This is a genomic window from Bradyrhizobium sp. U531 (assembly GCF_051710265.1).
Classification (GTDB): domain Bacteria; phylum Pseudomonadota; class Alphaproteobacteria; order Rhizobiales; family Xanthobacteraceae; genus Bradyrhizobium.
The window spans coordinates 1,297,795-1,314,605 of sequence record NZ_JASVEN010000001.1 but is presented as its reverse complement, the minus strand read 5'-3'; the positions used below and the strand labels follow the sequence as shown (position 1 = coordinate 1,314,605).

Below are 16,811 nucleotides of genomic sequence, written 5' to 3'. Positions count from 1 at the left end.
CTATTCATTAAGCAGACTCAGCGCCGCATGGGTTCGGGCACATCGAGAGCTGACGCATGAACAAAGAGCTGCGGGAGTTTCGACGGCTGGAGCGGGTCTGCCTGGAACAAGCCGCCCTCTCCACCATGGACCTGACGCGAAGCGGGCTGCTCAAGGTCGCCGACGATTGTCGGGTCGCAGCCGAAGCCATCGAGGCACAATTGCCCCGGCGGCCCTTCGTCATCGCCATCCAATCGCTGGTACTGGCCTTGAGCACAACGCGAATGTCCAACCGGCATTAAAGGCGACGCGGCGACGATGACCCGCCGCCGCGCCTTCGCTTGCCTTGCCGTTGGGGTCAGGCCTTGGTCTCCGCGGCTTCGCGCGCGAGCCGTTCGGCCTTTAGCCGCTCCTTGTTGGCGTAAAACGCCTTCTGCGCCTCTTCATGGTCGCGCATGGCCTTTTCGGCCTCGACTCGGCGTGTCGCATCGCGCGCCTGGCGCTGCTCAGGGGTCAGGGGTTTGCGTCGGTATGAAAGGTCTTCAGTCATGCCGAGATAACGCCGCCGTGAGGAAAGAGTTCCACACTTTGAGCCCCCGAGTGACCGGAGCCCGGCGAAACGTTCGTTGGTTCAGGACCTTACCGCCTGGGAGAACCTGAGCCTCCAACCGGCAATTTGACCGTCTGTTCCTCCCCTGGAGGTAGCCGGCACAAAAGATCGAAAAACAACCCCATGCACAGTAGCTAAGTCTTTCAGACACAATGTCTTTTTATTGAGCCTGAAACGCCGTTTCTGCTCGTCGGTCGGAACCGGACGCGTCGGCGTGGCCAGTGCACGGTCACCATAGGCGCCCTCCCTCGCCCATGCATTCAGCCACCCTTGGGAGTCGTCCCTGGCTGCGCCCCGCCAAGGCCGGGATTGATCGCCAGCGACGCGCCGGCGGCGCCGCCGGCTTCATAGGCGGTCATCGAGACCGTCCGACCGGCGCTGCGCTGGGTCCGGAGCTTGAGGTCGAGCTTGTCGAATTCCGCATCGACCACCGAGGTCTTGAGCACGACCAGCCCGCGGCCGGTGCTTTCGTTGACCTGATCGCGGCTGGCCTTGATCGCCACCAGCCTGTCCGCGATCGAGGCCACCATTCCGAGCGCGAAGGAGGCATTGGCCAGATGCCGCTCCTGGTGCCGGAACCGGCCATAGTCGACCGAGGTCTTGAAGCGGCCAAGTTCGCTGCGCACGGCGCCGTCGATCAATTCGGCCAGATAATGCGCGACCTCGACATCCGCACCGAGACCGAAGAACACATAGATGCTCTCGCCGGCCGCGCTCTTCTCGCGCCAGACCCGGCAATCGCAGAAATGAGCGATCGCGCCGACGCAGTCGTCCAGGGGAATTCGCTTCTTGCGATGGGTCTCGAAGGCCCTCCGTTCGCACGGCGAGGCGCGCAGCTCGACGTCGGAGAGCGACAAATCGTGGCGATCCAGCAGTTCGGCGACCTTGGCGGCCGCAGACAGCGCCTCGTCCTCGGTACAGCCATTGGCGATCGTCTTGGCGCGCAACGCCTGGATGCGGAGCCTGAGCTTGTCGAGGGAGGCGGGAGTGGAGGTCGGGTTCACGGATTACCTGTCTGGGAAGCATGGCCAATGGATCGTGGTCGGATAGACTGACGGAAGGCCACCACACCTCCTCCTTGCCTTCACGATCGGGATATCAGACTGCGGTTGGTAGAAGGCTGTCATTACAGAAGGACATGGAATGTCGAAGAGACGGTGGACGATCATCCTGCTGGTTAGCGTGCTCGCTGTTGGCTCGATCGTGGCGGGCGCTCGGTACTATCTAAGCAGGTGCCATGGCATGGATGCGTGCGCGGCCGCTGAAGCCGAAAGCCATGAGCGCGATAAGCCAGCCGAGCCCCAATAGTTTTTTGGCCCAAGGACACGATCGTTTTCGGTCGAAGAAGCAGGTTGACGCATCTTGCTACAGGCCCGTCAGCCTGAAGCAGCGCGCGCCTGTCTATCGAGCCGACTGGCGAGGGCAAATCTCAACGTTTCCGCCCGTGGGTACTGCACCTCCAGCGATGCCGGTCCGATATTCCAGCCGGCATCCACTTTTTACCGGACGACATCCTCTCGCGTCGCAAAGCACCTGTCCCGTCGCAGTCGCGACATGTTGTGCCGAAGCTGGCGCGGCAAATGCTGTGGTCGTGCCACCTACGACTGCGAGCAAGATCACCGCATTCGTAGCCAAAAAACGGTTGAACATCGCATCATCCTGCCGAGGACTTATTGTCCACATCAGATGCCAATTAAGATTGCAGGGGTAACGGGGTCAAGACGTGACCGCGGCTGCCCGCATAAGCCCATGAAGCCTTCAGCGCCATCCGTTGCTGACCGTTTCTTGTCGGCTTCTGAGCCGCCGAACCCGAACTGTGGGGATGGATGTGCTCGATCTGATCCCACTGCTGGCCGAAAAGCTCCGCTCAGCGGGTGCCGCAGCATGACGTCGCCAGTAAAATTACATGGCCCCTGCCCTGAAGGCTGGTTTCGGGGGGCAGATGACGACAGTTTAGCTGTAATATCAGCTGCATGAGAGGAGAACTGGCGGAAGGGGTGGGATTCGAACCCACGGTACCCTTGCGGGCACGCCGGTTTTCAAGACCGGTGCCTTAAACCACTCGGCCACCCTTCCAAGTCCGGAACGGCTGTCGCTTAACGCAGTCGGCCGCGCAAGGCAACGCGAAGTTGGCGAAACTGGTTGGTCGCCCTCCCCTAGTCCATCCAGACCGCCTCAAGGACTTCAGGGAAAAAGAAAACGCGGCGCCCGTTGCGAGCGCCGCGCCAGATCCGTTCGTTGTTGCGTCAGGCTCAGTAGCCGCAGGACGCGCAGCCCATCTGCACCGGGGCGTAATAGGAATAGCCGGGCGACACCATCTCGACGCGCTGGCGCGTGGCGTATTGCGGCGCGATGCGCTGGTACTGGACGCTCGGCGGCGCGACCATCACGGTCTGCGGCACCATCACGGTGCGATATTGCGCGGGCGTGCGGTGCGCGACGACGGCGCCCGGCGACACCATCACGGTCTCATCGACGGTGCGGTACTGCGGCTGCACGTATTGCTGCTGGTAGCAGGTCTGGCACGGCGGCGGCGCGTAGCAATTGTAGCAGCCGGCCGAAGCTGCGCCCGTCATGGAAATCGCGGCGACGGCGGTCGAGAAAACAACAGCAAGAGTACGCGACATTATGTGGTGCCCCAATTGCCCGAAATGGATTTGCGAAGGTGGCCACATTATACGCCGCAAAATCCAGGGCTGCTGAAGTTCATCAGGGCATCCTTAATGCGAACGGCCGGCTTTCGCCGGCCGTTCAGGACTCGTTGACCATCCGCGCCTCGCGCGGACGATGCAAAGCTTACTTCCCGCGGCGCTTCACCTCGCGCACCGCGCCGCGCGCGGCGCTGGTGGTGAGTGCGGCGTAGGCCTGCAGCGCGGTCGAGACGTTGCGCTTGCGGCCCACGGCCTGCCAGGCGGCGTCCCCCTTCGCCTCCTCCGCGGCGCGGCGCTTGGCGAGTTCCTCGTCGGAGACCTCCAGCGTGATGCCGCGGTTCGGGATGTCGATGGCGATGATGTCGCCGGTGCGCACCAGACCGATGTTGCCGCCCTCCGCCGCTTCCGGCGACAGATGGCCGATCGACAGGCCGGACGAGCCGCCGGAGAAGCGTCCGTCGGTGACGAGCGCGCAGGCCTTACCCAGGCCCATCGATTTCAGATAGCTCGTGGGATAGAGCATCTCCTGCATGCCGGGGCCGCCGCGCGGGCCTTCATAGATGATGACCACGACCTCGCCGGCGACGACCTTGCCGCCGAGAATGCCCTCGACAGCCGCGTCCTGGCTCTCGAACACGCGCGCGGGGCCGGAGAATTTCAGGATCGAGGCGTCGACACCGGCGGTCTTCACGATACAGCCGTCCTGCGCGAGGTTGCCGTAGAGCACGGCGAGGCCGCCGTCCTTGCTGAAGGCATGCTCGAGATTACGCACGACGCCCTTCTCGCGATCGGCGTCGAGTTCGTCGTAGCGGCGTTCCTGGCTGAAGGCGACTTGCGTCGGGATGCCGCCGGGCGAGGCGCGATAGAAAGTGCGGACCGTCTCGCTCTTGGAGCACGTGATGTCCCAGCGCTCCAGCGCATCCTTCATGGTCGGCGCATGCACGGTCGAGACCGAGGTATCGATCAGCCCGGCGCGGTCGAGCTCGCCGAGAATGCCCATGATGCCGCCGGCGCGATGCACGTCCTCGACGTGAACGTCGGCGACCGACGGCGCGACCTTGCACAGCACGGGGACGCGGCGCGACAGCCGGTCAATGTCCTGCATGGTGAACTTGACCTCGCCTTCGTGGGCGGCGGCGAGAAGATGCAGCACGGTGTTGGTCGAGCCGCCCATCGCAATGTCGAGCGTCATCGCGTTCTCGAACGCCTTGAAGTTCGCGACTTTGCGTGGCAGCACGCTCGCATCGTCCTGCTCGTAATAGCGGCGGACGATATCGACAATGGTGTGGCCCGCCTCGACGAACAGGCGTTTGCGGTCGGCATGGGTGGCAACCACCGTGCCGTTGCCGGGCAGCGCGAGGCCGAGCGCCTCGGTCAGGCAGTTCATGGAGTTGGCGGTGAACATGCCCGAGCAGGAGCCGCAGGTCGGACATGCCGAGCGCTCGATCACCTTGACGTCCTCGTCGCTGACCTTGGAGTCGGCAGCGGCGACCATGGCGTCGATCAAGTCGACAGCCTTGGTCTTGCCGGCCAGCGTGACCTTGCCGGCTTCCATCGGACCGCCCGAGACGAACACGGCGGGGATGTTGAGGCGCAGTGCGGCCATCAGCATGCCGGGCGTGATCTTGTCGCAGTTGGAGATGCAGACCATGCCGTCGGCACAATGCGCGTTGACCATGTACTCGACGCTGTCGGCGATCAGCTCGCGCGACGGCAGGCTGTAGAGCATGCCGTCATGCCCCATGGCGATACCGTCGTCGACCGCGATGGTGTTGAATTCCTTGGCGACGCCGCCGGCCTGCTCGATCTCGCGGGCCACGAGCTGTCCGAGGTCCTTGAGGTGGACGTGACCGGGCACGAACTGGGTGAAGGAGTTGACGACCGCGATGATCGGCTTGCCGAAATCGCCGTCCTTCATGCCCGTCGCGCGCCAGAGGCCGCGAGCGCCCGCCATGTTGCGGCCGTGGGTGGTGGTACGGGAGCGATAGGCTGGCATGGCGGTTTCCGTCCTCGGGTTTGGGCCGGGCGGGAAAATGTGGTGCCGCCTCAGGCCTTTGTGGCCGGATAGCGCACGCGGGGAACGCGCGCAACGGGAACTTGGGGCGGACAGGGCTCCCCTGCTCCCGGCGCGGGCTCTCCCGTGCCCCGGACGCAGCGCAGCGCTTCTTCAGCGGTGCGCTGCAGAACCGGGGCCCAGAACATGCGGAGAGATGGGTCCCGGCTCTGCGGAGCGGCACTGCGCGCCGCACCGCGTCCGGGACACGGGGCCTGCGGACTACTGCAGCGTCGGATCCAGCCGATCCCGCAGCCAGTCGCCGATCACGGATACCGCCAGCGTGGTCACGACGATGGTGGCCGCCGGCGCCAGCATGATCCAGGGGGCCCGGGTCAGGTACTCGCGGCCATAGCCGACCATGTTGCCGAGGCTGGTCATCGGCGGCTGGACGCCGAGGCCGAGGAAGGACAGGCCGGACTCCATCAAGATCACTTCAGGGAAGACCAGCGTGGTCGAGACGATCAGGGTCGAGGCGATGTTGGGCAGGATATGCCGCAGGTAAATCCGCGACGGCGTGGCGCCGAGTTGACGCACCGCGGCGGCGTAGCCTTGCGCATTGGCAGAGATGGCGAGGCCCCGGGAGATGCGGGCATAGCGCTCCCAGCCGAACAGGCCCATCAGGCCGATCAGAAGCGGCAACGAATTGCCGAAGAAGGCGAGCACGGCGAGCGCCATGATCAGGAACGGCATGCTGGCCTGGAAGTCGGTCAGCATCAGCACGAGCTGCTCGACGACCCCGCGAAAATGCGCGGCGAGGAAACCGAGCGTGGTGCCGACGACGGCCGAGATCGCGGTGGCGCCGAAAGCGATCAGCAGCGAGATGCGGATCGAGACCAGAAGACGCGACAGCACGTCGCGGCCGAGCTCGTCGGTGCCGAGCCAGTGCGCCACGTTGCCGGGCGCCGCCAGACGATTGCGCAGGTCGAGCTGGGTGTAGCCGTAGGGCGCGATCTTCTCGGCGAAAGCCGCGATCACCAGCATCGCGACGATCCAGCTGATCGCGAGCACGACCGAGACCGGGACCGGGACCGCAGGAAGGCTGATGCGGCGACGGATGGACGTGTCCTTCAGCGTGGCATCCGTCATGCGTGCGCTCCTTTGGCACGCAGCCTGGGATCGAGGAATCCGTAGAGGAAATCGACGACCAGATTCGACGTGACCATGGTCATGGCGACCAGCAAGAGGATGCACTGCACGACGGCGAGGTCGCGGTTGGCGACGGCGACGACGAGCAGGCGCCCTACTCCCGGCCAGGAGAATACGCTCTCGACCACGACCGCGCCGGCGATCAGCGTGCCCACCATGAAGCCGAGAATCGTGACGGTCGGGATCGCCGCGTTCGGCAGCGCGTGCGACGTCACCACCTTGCGCCAGGGTACGCCCTTGGCGGATGCGGTGCGAATATAAGGCTGGCCCAGCACCTCCAGCATGGCGCTGCGGGTGAAGCGCGCCAGCACGGCGGCGCCGCCGAGGCTCAGCGTTGCGATCGGCAGGATGGCGTGGCGCCAGCTGTCCTGCCCGCCCGAGGGCAGCCAACCGAGCTGCACGGCAAACACGAGAACCAGGATCAGCGCCAGCACGAAGCTCGGCACGGTGAAACCGGCGACCGCCGTCATCATCACGGCGCGATCGATGGCGGAGCCGCGATGCAGCGCGGCGTAGATCCCGGCGGGGATCCCGAGCACGACCTTGAAGACAAACGCCGGCAAGGTCAGCGCCAGCGTCGCGGGAATGCGCTCCAGCACCAGCTCGATCGCGGGGCGCCCGTCGCGCATGGAGCGGCCGAGCTCGCCCTTGGCGATGGCATGGAAGTAGTCGAGATATTGGAACCAGATGGGATCGTCGAGGCCCCAGGCCTTGCGGAACGCCGCGAGCACCTCGGGCGGAGCCTCGGGTCCCAAAATCATCAGCGCGGGATCGCCCGACAGCCGCAGCACGACGAAAGCGAAGGTGACGACGAGCACGATGGTGAGCGCGGCCCGACCGATGCGGATGGCGAGATAGCGTCCCATCAGGCGGCGTCCCGCGTCTCGGCACCCGTGACGAGATGGCAGGCCACCTGCCTGCCGCCGCCGACCGCCGAGAGCGCCGGCACCTCGCTCGCACAGCGCGCGATGGCCCGCGGGCAGCGCGGATGGAAAGCGCAGCCTGTGGGGCGCGCTGCCGGGTTCGGCGGATCGCCCGCCAGCACAATCCGGCCGGCACTGCGGCGGCCCGGCGCGGGAGATGCCGAGACCAGCGCCTGCGTATAGGGATGCTCGGGACGTGCGAACAGATCGTCGGCACTGCCGATCTCGACGATGCGGCCGAGATACATCACCGCGACGATATTGCTGATCTGCCTGACGACGCGCAAATCGTGGCTGATGAACAGCAGAGTCAATCCAAGCTGCGCCTGGAGATCGCAGAGCAGGTTGACCACCTGCGCCTGGATCGAGACGTCCAGCGCGCTGACCGGCTCGTCGCAAACGAGGAAGTCGGGCTTCGTCGCCAGCGCTCGCGCCAGCACGATGCGCTGGCGCTGGCCGCCGGACAGCGCGCCTGGATAGCGCGCGCCATGCGCCGGTGTCAGTTCGACCGCGCGCAGCAATTCGCGAACGCGGTCCTCGCGCTCGGCGGGCGTGCCGAGATTGTGGATGTCCAGAGGTTCGCGGATTTGCGTTGCGACCGGCAAACGCCGGTCCAGCGCACCCAGCGGATCCTGGAAGATCATCTGCATGCGCGCGCGCTGCGCACGCCATGCCGGCGTGCCCGGCGCAGCCATCGGCTTGCCGTCGAACTTCACCTCGCCGCGATCGGGCGGCTCGAGGCCGAGCACGATGCGGCCGGTGGTGGATTTGCCCGAGCCGGACTCGCCGACGAGGCCGAGCGTCTCGCCCTTTGGAATGGTCAGCGACACGCCATCGACGGCATGGACGGCCGTCGCTCGGCCGAACATGCCAGAACGCATCGCATAGCTGCGCGAGATCGCGGACACCTCGACGAGCGGCGGGCTCATTCGGCGGCGATCCCGAGCAGCGCGCGGCGCGAGGCCTCGGCGCGGATGCAGGCAACGCTGCGGTCGTTCGCGATCGGCGCCAAAGTGGGTGCGGCGAGCCCGCAGGGATCGGATGCCAGCGCACAACGCGGCGCGAAGGCGCAACCACCCGGCATGTGCGCGGGATCGGGCACAGTGCCGGGAATGGCCGTGAGGCGGCGGCGCGGGCCGTCGAGCGGCGGCAGCGCGCCGATCAGACCTTGGGCATAGGGATGGACGGGATCGGCAAAGAGCTGGTTACTGGGGGCCTGCTCGACGATACGGCCGGCATACATCACCGCGACGCGGTCGCAGTTCTCGGCGACGACGCCGAGATCGTGACTGATCAGCACCATCGCCATGCTCATCTCGCGGCGGATGGTGGAGAGCAGCTCCAGGATTTGCGCCTGGATCGTGGCATCGAGCGCGGTGGTCGGCTCGTCCGCGATCAACAGGTCCGGATTCCCGGCGAGCGCCATCGCGATCATGATGCGCTGGACCTGGCCGCCCGAAAATTCGTGCGGATAGGCCTCCAGCCGCCGGCCCGCGTCGGGGATCCCGACGAGATCGAGCAGCCGCCGCGCTTCCGCCTTCACGGAATTGCCCTGGAGATCACGATGCAGCACCAGAGCTTCGGAGAGTTGCCTGCGAATGGTCAGCACCGGATTGAGCGAACTCGCCGGATCCTGGAAGATCATGGCGATGCGCCCGCCCCTGACCTGGTCGAGCTCCGATACGGGCGCGCCGAGAAGCTCGCGGCCGTCGAGCCGAACCGAGCCCGACACTTTCGCATGTCGCGGCAGGAGCCCAAGCGCGGCAAGCCAGGTCACCGACTTGCCCGATCCGGATTCGCCGACGAGGCCGACGGCCTCGCCCTTCCGCATGGTGAGATCGACCCCGCGCAGGACCGGCACGCCGCTGAAAGCGACGCGCAGGTCCCGGATGCTGACCAGCGACGACACCTCAGGCCTCGAAATTGCCGGCGCGGAAATCCATCGCGAAGGCGGGCGAGGCCTTCCACTTGATCGATTTCGGCTTGGCCGTGAAGGTCGCGTTCTGGTGCAGCACCGTGTAGGCGGGATCCTCGCGCTCGGCGATCTCCAGCATGCGGAGGAACGCCTTCTTGCGCGCGGCGCGGTCGGTCGAGGTCTCCAGGAACTCCGAGAGCTTGTTCAGCTCGACATTGGTCCACTCACCGATCTGCTGCTGCTGACCATTCGGGCCGTGCTGGGCGACCAGCGAGGACACCGGATCGTTGAAGGCGGCCGAATTCGACCAGTCGCGCACGGCGCGGCTCGGCGCACGCTCCATGATCTGCGACCAGTTCTCCTTGGTCTCGATCTGGACGTTGAGCCCGACCGATTTCCACATCTCGACCAGCACCTGCGCGGTCGCGACCTGGTTGGTGTAGTAATTATTGAGCAGGCGGTACGGAATCGGATCGCCCTTGTAATTGGCCTGCTTGAGGAGATCCTGCGCCAGCTTGGGATCGTAGGCCGGCACGCTCCAGTCGGCGTTGAACATGTCGCCGTAGAATTCCCATTGCAGGCCCTTCGGCACGCGGGTGCGGCCGGCCCACAGGCTGTCCACGATGGCCTGGCGATCGATCGAATGAGTGAAGGCGCGACGCACCAGCGGATTGGCGAGCACGGCGTGGTTCTTGTCGAACACGGTCAGGCGGTGATTGAGGATGGTGCCGCCCTGCACTTCGAATGCCGTGTTCTTCTCGATGCCGGCAATCTGGTCCGGCGGGATGTCGCAGGCGAACTGGTATTCGCCCGACAGGAGGCCGTTGATGCGGCTCGCGACTTCAGGCACTTCGAGGAAGCGGATGCGCTTGAGCGGCGGACGGCCGCCCCAATATTCGTCGTGAGCTTCCAGCGTCAGCGACACATCAGGCTTGAGTTCCACGACCTTGTAGGGGCCGGTCGTGATCGGCTTGCGGGCCCAGTCGAGATAGCTTGCGGATTCCGCCCAGGCACGGCGATTGGCGATGTCCGAGCCGTAGCGCGACAGCCGGCCCTCGATGGTGACGTCGGGCGTCGCGTTGTAGAAGCGCACCGTGTACTTGTCGACGGCATCGACGCGGACGAGGTCCGGCCAGATGCGGCGGGCAACCGCAGGCACGTCCGGCGGCAGTTCCTTGCCGGGACGCGGCGTCGGGATCTTCTCGAAGGCCTGGATGGTCGAGCGGCTCTTGGCCTCGGTCTCACCGAACATGCGCTCGCGGCTGAAGGTGAAGACGACGTCCTCTGCAGTCAGCTCGTCGCCATTGTGGAACTTGACGCCCTGGCGCAGCTTCACCTCGACGGTCTGGTCGTCGATGCGGCGCCATTCGGTGGCGAGACCCGGCACGGCTTCCAGATTGCCGCGCCAGTTCTTGGAGATCAGGCCTTCCCAGATCGAGGAGAAGAACACGCGCTCACCGACATTGGACTGCTCGCGCAGCACGTCGAGCACGTTCGAATTGGTGACCTTCTGCACCGCGATCGTCACGGAGGGCCGGTTGTCGGCCTGCCCGATCGCAAAGCGCGGCAGCAGCAGAGTGCCTGCGGCAGCGCCGCCGGATTTCAGGATGGTGCGACGGGTAAATTTGCTCATGGCGGTAGCCCCTGCCCTGGATGATGCTGGTTATTCGGCGAGACCGAGCGCGGCCAGATGGGCTGCGCCGGCGCGGACGTTGTCGTGATTACGAAGCTCGAGGATCAGCCGCGGGTTGGAATTCAGCCGTGCCAGTGCGCGGAACACGGCGACCCAGGGGATGTTGCCCTCGCCCGGCGCCCAGTGCCGATCGGCAAAGCCGTCGGTGTCCTGCAGATGCACATGCGTCAGCATGTCGCCGGCGGTCTCGACATAGTAGTCGACCGGCGGCGCGCCGGTGGAGATGTGCGCGTAGTTGGCATGCCCGGTGTCGAGCGAGACGCGGACCTTGGCGCTTTCCAGCGCCTTGGCGAGACGGACGCGATCACGCGGGTCCTTGTCCTCGATGTTCTCGATGACGATCTCGCAGCCGATGGTCTCGGCGCGCGCGATCACCTCGGCGAGCGTCGCCTTGACGCGCTCGACGATGTTGGCGCGGTTGTCGGGATAGAGATCGAGATTGTTGTGGTCCCAGGTCGTGAAAGGCGAATGGATCACCATCTGCGTCGCCCCGAGGAATTCCGCGGCATCGAGGCCCTGCAGCAGGCGCTTGGTCACGGCCTGGCGGATCATGGGATCGTGGCTGTCGATCTTGAAGCCCCAGAACGGGCCGTGGATGCCGAGTCGGCCGGTATGGCCCGCGAGCATCTGCTTGATCTCGCCCGCCGTGCTGCGCCAGTCGCTGTCGAGCAGATCGGCGCGGAAGAAGTCCTGGATCTCGAGGTCGCGCTGCCGGTCCAGAAGCCAGTCGCGATGCGCGGGAATCGATTTGATGGACAATGCGGCGCCCAGCACCGGCTTCGACATGGCTTGCTCCTTGACCGTCAGCGATGACGGAGAGCAGCGCTAGACCAGTTCAATGACAGGCCCGTGAAGCACGGGTTCCGCAGTGCGGACGAACTGTGGACATCTGCCGATCGTTCAGTCGGGATCCGCACAACAGCGATCGCAGCGCCGATACCGAACGCGCGCGTTGCAAAACGAGCACATGGCAAGCCGCATCTGTGCCCGTAGTGATCCGGAATGGAATCCTAACCATACTTCGCGTACATCGCGGGACATCGATCGGCGGCCACTTCCACGGGCATCACCCTCTGATCGCGCTACATGGGGTTGGGGGACCACATGGGGCGGGGGATTGAAGGCTGGGGCAAAGTGACGAGGTCCGGACTCCTAGGCACTCCGGACCTCGAAGCTTTCTTAGATTGAACGCAACTTCGCGCCGTCCGGATGGGGCATCCGGGCGGCGCGTTGTCGTTTCAGCGTTCGCTTTTCGGTCAGCGCGTCTGCGGCCCCGGTCGAGACAGTCTCTGGCGTGAGCGCGATCCCGTGAAGCGGAATACGCCGGGACTCACATGGGATCCTGGAGCGTGAGACGGGCTGTAAAGGTCACGGTGGTCTTGCCGACCAGGGCCATGCCTTCGACCTCGGCGCCGCCGGCGGAATAGTCGCCCGAAAAACCGCAAGAGACCTCCCGCCCGCCGAAGGCGAGCGTTCTGCCGACCGCTTCGGTGTGCTGGTTGACGATCATATCGCCACGCCACTTGCCGTTCCGGAAGGTGTAGCTGCCGGTGTAGTAGAAATAGCTGTCGCCGCCCATGATGCGCCCGTCGTGGAGCACGACGACGCCCCTCGCCTGACCGCGCTTGCCGTCGCGCATCTCGATGTCGAAGATGTAAAGGCCGTTGACGACGCCGGCCTCCTCCGCTTCCGCCCGATCCCCCGCCGACATCCGATCATCTCCCCACCGATCCAGCCGCTCCGATCAGTTCGGCACGTTCCGCTCGAGATCCTCGAGCCATGCCGCCGCACTCGAATCCGACGGCGCGCGCCAGTCGCCGCGGGGCGACAGCGAGCCGCCCGACGAGACCTTCGGGCCGTTCGGCATGGCCGAGCGCTTGAACTGGCTGAAGGCGAAGAAGCGGCGCAGGAACACCTCGAGCCAGCGCCGGATCTCCGGAAGATCGTAAGCCCTGCGCCGATCGCCCGGGAACGCCGGCGGCCATTCACCCCTGGCGACGTCCTTCCAGGCGTGCTGCGCCATGAAGGCGATCTTGGACGGCCGCATGCCGAAACGCAGCGTATAGAACAGGTTGAAATCCTGCAGCTCGTACGGCCCGACCGAGGCTTCCGTGCTCTGCGGCTTCTGGCCGGGCTCCACCGGCACCAGCTCGGGCGAGATCTCGGCGACCAGGATCGAGCCGAGCGTGCGGTTGACGTCGTCGCCGAACTGCTTCGACGAGATCACCCAGCGGATCAGGTGCTGGATCAGCGTCTTCGGCACGCCGGAATTGACGTTGTAATGCGCCATCTGGTCGCCGACGCCATAGGTGCACCAGCCGAGCGCAAGCTCGGAGAGGTCACCGGTTCCGATCACGATGCCGCCGTGATGGTTGGCGAGCCGGAACAGATAATCCGTGCGCAGCCCCGCCTGCACGTTCTCAAAGGTGACGTCGTAGATCTTCTCGCCCCGGCCGAAGGGATGACCGATGTCCTTCAGCATCTGCGTCGCGGTGGTGCGGATGTCGAGTTCCTGCCAGTTCGTGTGCAACGCCTGCATCAGCGCCAGCGCATGGGTCTTGCTCTCGCTGCCGGTGGCAAAGCCCGGCATGGTGTAGGCGAGGATGTTCTCCCGCGGCAGGCCGAGCAGATCGACCGCCTTGGCGGCGACGATCAAGGCGTGGGTGGAATCGAGCCCGCCGGAGACGCCGATCACGACGCGCTTGGTGCCGGTGGCGCGCATGCGTTGCACGAGGCCGGCGACCTGGATGTTGTAGGCCTCGTAGCAATCCTGCTCGAGCAGGCTCTCGTCGCTCGGCACGAACGGAAAGCGCTCGATCTTGCGCAGGAAGCCGACGTCGCCCGCAGGCGGCTTCAGCGCGAACGTCACCTTGCGATAGAACGCCTCGCGCTGCCTGCGGTTGTCGTCGAACGTGCCCATCAGCGCGCGTTCCTGCCGGAGCAGATCGAGATCGACGTCGGCAGTTGTGACCTGGCCGCCCTGGCGGAACCGCTCGCCCTCGGCCAGCAGCGCGCCGTTCTCATAGATCGAGGTCTGGCCGTCCCAGGACAGATCCGTCGTAGACTCTCCGGCGCCGGCGGCCGCGTAAACGTAAGCCGCAAGGCAGCGCGCCGACGTCGACTGGCACAACAGCGCGCGCGAGCGCGCCCGGCCGATCGTGATCGGGCTGCCCGAGAGATTGATCAGCACGCTCGCGCCCGCGAGCGCGAGCTCCGAGGCCGGCGTGACCGGGATCCACATGTCCTCGCAGATCTCGACACCGATGGTGAGGCCCGGAACGTCCTCGGCCGCAAACAGAAGGTCGACGCCGAACGGCGCATGCAGCCCGCCGAACGCGATCGTCTCTCCGGCCATGCCGGCGCCGGAGGCGAAATGCCGGCCTTCGTAGAACTCGCGATAGGTCGGCAGATAGGACTTCGGCACCACGCCGAGAACGTTGCCGCGATGAATGACGACGGCGCAATTGTAGATGCGATGACCGAAGCGCAGCGGCGCGCCGACGATCAGGACCGGCATCAGCCCCGCCGACGCCTCGACAATGCCTGCAAGGCCGCGCTCGACCGCATCGAGCAGCGGATCCTGCTTGACCAAATCCTCGATCGCATAGCCGGACAGGCACAGCTCGGGAAACACGGCGACCGCCACCGACTGCTCGTGACAGGCCGCGGCTGCCGCCAGCACGGCCTTTGCGTTGGCCGAGGGATCGGCGACATGGGAGGTGGTGACGCAGGCCGCGACGCGCGCAAATCCGTGAGCGTAGATCGAGTGAAAATTCATCGCGCGCAGTACCCCAAATCTCTTCGTGCCGAAAGTCGTCGGCTCCAGACCCTATGTAGCCCATCGACCGCCCTCCGTGCAGGCCATCCGCCGTCATGCATAACGGATTTGCAGGGCCGCTGACCCAACGCCCGCGCGAGTTCAGGCGCTGCGGGCCAGCACGCCGGAGAGTTCGCCGCGCAGCCATTCGGCGATCCGCGGCCAGGCATGCGCATGGGTGCGCGCGCCCATGAACAGGCCGAGGTGATTGCTCGGCTCGGAGGCCGCGGCGATCAAGGCCGGCGGGGTGCCGAGCAGCCCCGCGGTGGCAAGCGCCTGCTCGGCCGGCACGACCTCGTCGTCGAGCCCGGCCAGCAGAAACACCGGCGCCTTGACGTGCTTCAGATCGATCGTGCGGCCAAGCGCGACGAAACGGCCGCCGGCGATCTGGTTCTCCCGGAAGATGCGGTTGACGATCTCCAGGTAGTATTTGCCAGGCAGATCGAGCGTCTCCGCGTTCCAGCGGTCGAAGCGCGCGAGCAGAGCCGCGCCCTCCTCGTCCGACAGGTCTCGCTGCAGAGCTGCGACGATGTCGTCGCGGCTGGGCGCCTTGGACCACAGGCGGAGCATCTCCCCGCCGCTGACATTGCCGCCGCCGCGCGCGACGAGCTGGTCGTAGACCATCTCGGGCGCGTTGCGGGTGAGCCGGGACAACGCGGAATCGATCGACAGATCCACGGGAGCGCCGACCAGCACCAGCCGCCGCACCTTGGCCGGAAAGCGCGCCGCATAGAGCAGCGACAGCCAGCCACCCTGGCACAGGCCGACCAGATCGATCGGCGCGCCGATCTCGTCGATGGCGACGTTGAGATCGCTGAGATAGCTGTCGATCGAGAGATAGCGCATGTCTGGTGTGGCCGAGCGCCAATCGGTGAGATAGATCCGCTCGATGCCGTTATCTCGCAAGGACGCCACCACGCTGTGGCCGGGCGCGAAGTCGGCAATCAGGGCCCGATGCAGTGCGTAGGGCGCGCAGACCAGTGCCGGCTGGCCGGAGCCGCCTCGCGAGCAATCGCGCAGGCGCATCGCGGCGAGCTCCAGCGTGACATTGTTGGACGTCGTCCACGGCAGATCGGCCTCGTCCCGCTCCGCCTGGCCGCGCTCGACCCACCAGAAACACGCATCCATGGCGAGCCGGGCCGCCGTCAGCGGCCACAGCAGCGGCTCGTCGGAAGAATGGTCCGGTCCGCCCGGCTGTTTGCCGATCTTGTGCACCATGACGTTCTCACGGTCCCCTAAAGAAACGCCTCGGCGCCAACGATGGAGATGCCGAGGTCACGAAAGCTCCGATGGGCCGCGGCCACCGAGCCGTCGAGATCGATGCCGCGGCAGGCCTCCTCGATAACGACAACCTCGAACCCGGCCTTGCGGGCGTCCTCCGCCGAGAAGCGGACGCAGAAGTCGAGCGCGAGCCCGGCGACAAAGACGGTCTTCAACTCGCGCTCGCGCAAATAGCCAAGCAGGCCCGTCGGCGTCCTCTTATCGTTCTCGACCAATGCCGAATAAGAATCGATGCCGCGGCGAAAGCCCTTGCGCACCACGAGGCTCGCGCGGGTGACATCGAGGTCGCGATGGAATTCGGCGCCTGAGCTGCCCTGCACGCAATGCGGCGGCCAGAGCACCTGGGTGCCGTAGTCAAGTTCTATGGTCTGGAACGGTTGCTTGCCCGTATGGTTCGACGCGAACGAGACGTGGTCGCCCGGATGCCAGTCCTGGGTCAGCACCATATTGCCGAATCTTTGGGCGATGCGGTTGATGGCGGGGATGACCTTCTCGCCGCCGGGAACGGCCAGCGCTCCGCCGGTGCAGAAGTCGTTCTGCACGTCGATCACTAGCAGCACGTCGCGGTCGGAAATCTTCATCACCGGTCTCATTCGATCGGCCAGACGCGTCGGCGTCGGACCAGCCCCCATAGTGTCGGTCTTCCCGCGCTGCTTCGCAACCACCGGCGCCGTGCAGCGCGAATTGGTCACGGGACGGCCGCCAGCATGCAACGGTTTGGCCTCGTCCGTGTTGACTAG

15 protein-coding genes and 1 tRNA gene are annotated in these 16,811 nt (G+C 65.7%); 1 reads left to right on the top strand and 15 read right to left on the bottom strand.

Going from position 1 to position 16,811, the window contains the following annotated elements; translation table 11 throughout:
- Nucleotides 1–56 precede the first annotated feature (56 nt).
- Nucleotides 57–281: a hypothetical protein gene (locus QRQ56_RS06510; protein ID WP_438738487.1), complete on the top strand. Its 225-nt coding sequence runs from the start codon at nt 57–59 to the stop codon at nt 279–281.
- Nucleotides 282–337: 56 nt separating this feature from the next.
- On the opposite strand, the gene QRQ56_RS06505 is transcribed toward QRQ56_RS06510, so the two are convergent.
- The 15 genes from QRQ56_RS06505 to pncA form a co-directional block, all read right to left on the bottom strand.
- Nucleotides 338–529 carry a hypothetical protein gene (locus QRQ56_RS06505; protein WP_438738486.1) on the bottom strand — a complete coding sequence of 64 codons (192 nt, stop codon included), beginning with the start codon at nt 527–529 and terminating at the stop codon, nt 338–340.
- A 320-nt stretch (nt 530–849) separates the two neighbouring features.
- A complete protein-coding gene (locus tag QRQ56_RS06500) occupies nt 850–1,593 on the bottom strand; it encodes a DUF7168 domain-containing protein (RefSeq protein WP_438738484.1) in 744 nt (247 codons plus the stop codon).
- A gap of 982 nt (nt 1,594–2,575) precedes the next feature.
- A tRNA-Ser gene (locus tag QRQ56_RS06495) sits at nt 2,576–2,665 on the bottom strand.
- 176 nt (nt 2,666–2,841) lie between these two features.
- Nucleotides 2,842–3,165, bottom strand: coding sequence for a hypothetical protein (locus tag QRQ56_RS06490; protein ID WP_438740094.1), 324 nt, complete (start codon nt 3,163–3,165; stop codon nt 2,842–2,844).
- Nucleotides 3,166–3,385: 220 nt separating this feature from the next.
- Nucleotides 3,386–5,236 (bottom strand): dihydroxy-acid dehydratase, encoded by a 1,851-nt coding sequence (gene ilvD, locus QRQ56_RS06485; RefSeq protein WP_438738482.1) that lies wholly within the window; start codon nt 5,234–5,236, stop codon nt 3,386–3,388.
- Between the two features lie 279 nt (nt 5,237–5,515).
- A complete protein-coding gene (locus QRQ56_RS06480) occupies nt 5,516–6,382 on the bottom strand; it encodes an ABC transporter permease (protein WP_438738480.1) in 867 nt (288 codons plus the stop codon).
- Nucleotides 6,379–7,308 carry an ABC transporter permease gene (locus QRQ56_RS06475; protein WP_438738477.1) on the bottom strand — a complete coding sequence of 310 codons (930 nt, stop codon included), beginning with the start codon at nt 7,306–7,308 and terminating at the stop codon, nt 6,379–6,381. Before QRQ56_RS06475 ends, QRQ56_RS06480 begins: the two co-directional genes overlap by 4 nt.
- On the bottom strand, nt 7,308–8,294 hold the full coding sequence (locus QRQ56_RS06470; protein WP_438738475.1) for an ABC transporter ATP-binding protein: 987 nt from the start codon (nt 8,292–8,294) through the stop codon (nt 7,308–7,310). Before QRQ56_RS06470 ends, QRQ56_RS06475 begins: the two co-directional genes overlap by 1 nt.
- Nucleotides 8,291–9,274 (bottom strand): ABC transporter ATP-binding protein, encoded by a 984-nt coding sequence (locus QRQ56_RS06465; RefSeq protein WP_438738473.1) that lies wholly within the window; start codon nt 9,272–9,274, stop codon nt 8,291–8,293. The genes QRQ56_RS06470 and QRQ56_RS06465 overlap by 4 nt, the downstream gene beginning before the upstream one ends.
- Nucleotide 9,275: 1 nt before the next feature.
- Nucleotides 9,276–10,913: an ABC transporter substrate-binding protein gene (locus QRQ56_RS06460; RefSeq protein ID WP_438738471.1), complete on the bottom strand. Its 1,638-nt coding sequence runs from the start codon at nt 10,911–10,913 to the stop codon at nt 9,276–9,278.
- Between the two features lie 30 nt (nt 10,914–10,943).
- A complete protein-coding gene (locus tag QRQ56_RS06455; RefSeq protein ID WP_438738469.1) occupies nt 10,944–11,759 on the bottom strand; it encodes a sugar phosphate isomerase/epimerase family protein in 816 nt (271 codons plus the stop codon).
- Between the two features lie 544 nt (nt 11,760–12,303).
- Nucleotides 12,304–12,684 carry a GrlR family regulatory protein gene (locus tag QRQ56_RS06450; protein ID WP_438738468.1) on the bottom strand — a complete coding sequence of 127 codons (381 nt, stop codon included), beginning with the start codon at nt 12,682–12,684 and terminating at the stop codon, nt 12,304–12,306.
- A 33-nt stretch (nt 12,685–12,717) separates the two neighbouring features.
- Nucleotides 12,718–14,751: an NAD(+) synthase gene (locus QRQ56_RS06445; protein WP_438738466.1), complete on the bottom strand. Its 2,034-nt coding sequence runs from the start codon at nt 14,749–14,751 to the stop codon at nt 12,718–12,720.
- Nucleotides 14,752–14,892: 141 nt separating this feature from the next.
- The gene (locus QRQ56_RS06440; RefSeq protein ID WP_438738464.1) at nt 14,893–16,008 is read right to left on the bottom strand and encodes an alpha/beta fold hydrolase; all 1,116 of its coding nucleotides are present in this window, start codon (nt 16,006–16,008) and stop codon (nt 14,893–14,895) included.
- Between the two features lie 17 nt (nt 16,009–16,025).
- Nucleotides 16,026–16,664, bottom strand: a complete 639-nt coding sequence (pncA, locus tag QRQ56_RS06435; protein WP_438738462.1) for a bifunctional nicotinamidase/pyrazinamidase — start codon at nt 16,662–16,664, stop codon at nt 16,026–16,028.
- Nucleotides 16,665–16,811: the final 147 nt, after the last annotated feature.

Bases quoted from the DNA above. Each gene is read 5' to 3' on its own strand.
- QRQ56_RS06510 (WP_438738487.1), top strand. From the start codon at position 57: ATGAACAAAGAGCTGCGGGAGTTTCGACGGCTGGAGCGGGTCTGCCTG.
- QRQ56_RS06505 (WP_438738486.1), bottom strand. From the start codon at position 529: ATGACTGAAGACCTTTCATACCGACGCAAACCCCTGACCCCTGAGCAG.
- QRQ56_RS06490 (WP_438740094.1), bottom strand. From the start codon at position 3,165: ATGACGGGCGCAGCTTCGGCCGGCTGCTACAATTGCTACGCGCCGCCG.
- ilvD (WP_438738482.1), bottom strand. From the start codon at position 5,236: ATGCCAGCCTATCGCTCCCGTACCACCACCCACGGCCGCAACATGGCG.
- QRQ56_RS06480 (WP_438738480.1), bottom strand. From the start codon at position 6,382: ATGACGGATGCCACGCTGAAGGACACGTCCATCCGTCGCCGCATCAGC.
- QRQ56_RS06475 (WP_438738477.1), bottom strand. From the start codon at position 7,308: ATGGGACGCTATCTCGCCATCCGCATCGGTCGGGCCGCGCTCACCATC.
- QRQ56_RS06470 (WP_438738475.1), bottom strand. From the start codon at position 8,294: ATGAGCCCGCCGCTCGTCGAGGTGTCCGCGATCTCGCGCAGCTATGCG.
- QRQ56_RS06460 (WP_438738471.1), bottom strand. From the start codon at position 10,913: ATGAGCAAATTTACCCGTCGCACCATCCTGAAATCCGGCGGCGCTGCC.
- QRQ56_RS06455 (WP_438738469.1), bottom strand. From the start codon at position 11,759: ATGTCGAAGCCGGTGCTGGGCGCCGCATTGTCCATCAAATCGATTCCC.
- QRQ56_RS06450 (WP_438738468.1), bottom strand. From the start codon at position 12,684: ATGTCGGCGGGGGATCGGGCGGAAGCGGAGGAGGCCGGCGTCGTCAAC.
- QRQ56_RS06445 (WP_438738466.1), bottom strand. From the start codon at position 14,751: ATGAATTTTCACTCGATCTACGCTCACGGATTTGCGCGCGTCGCGGCC.
- QRQ56_RS06440 (WP_438738464.1), bottom strand. From the start codon at position 16,008: ATGGTGCACAAGATCGGCAAACAGCCGGGCGGACCGGACCATTCTTCC.
- pncA (WP_438738462.1), bottom strand. From the start codon at position 16,664: ATGAGACCGGTGATGAAGATTTCCGACCGCGACGTGCTGCTAGTGATC.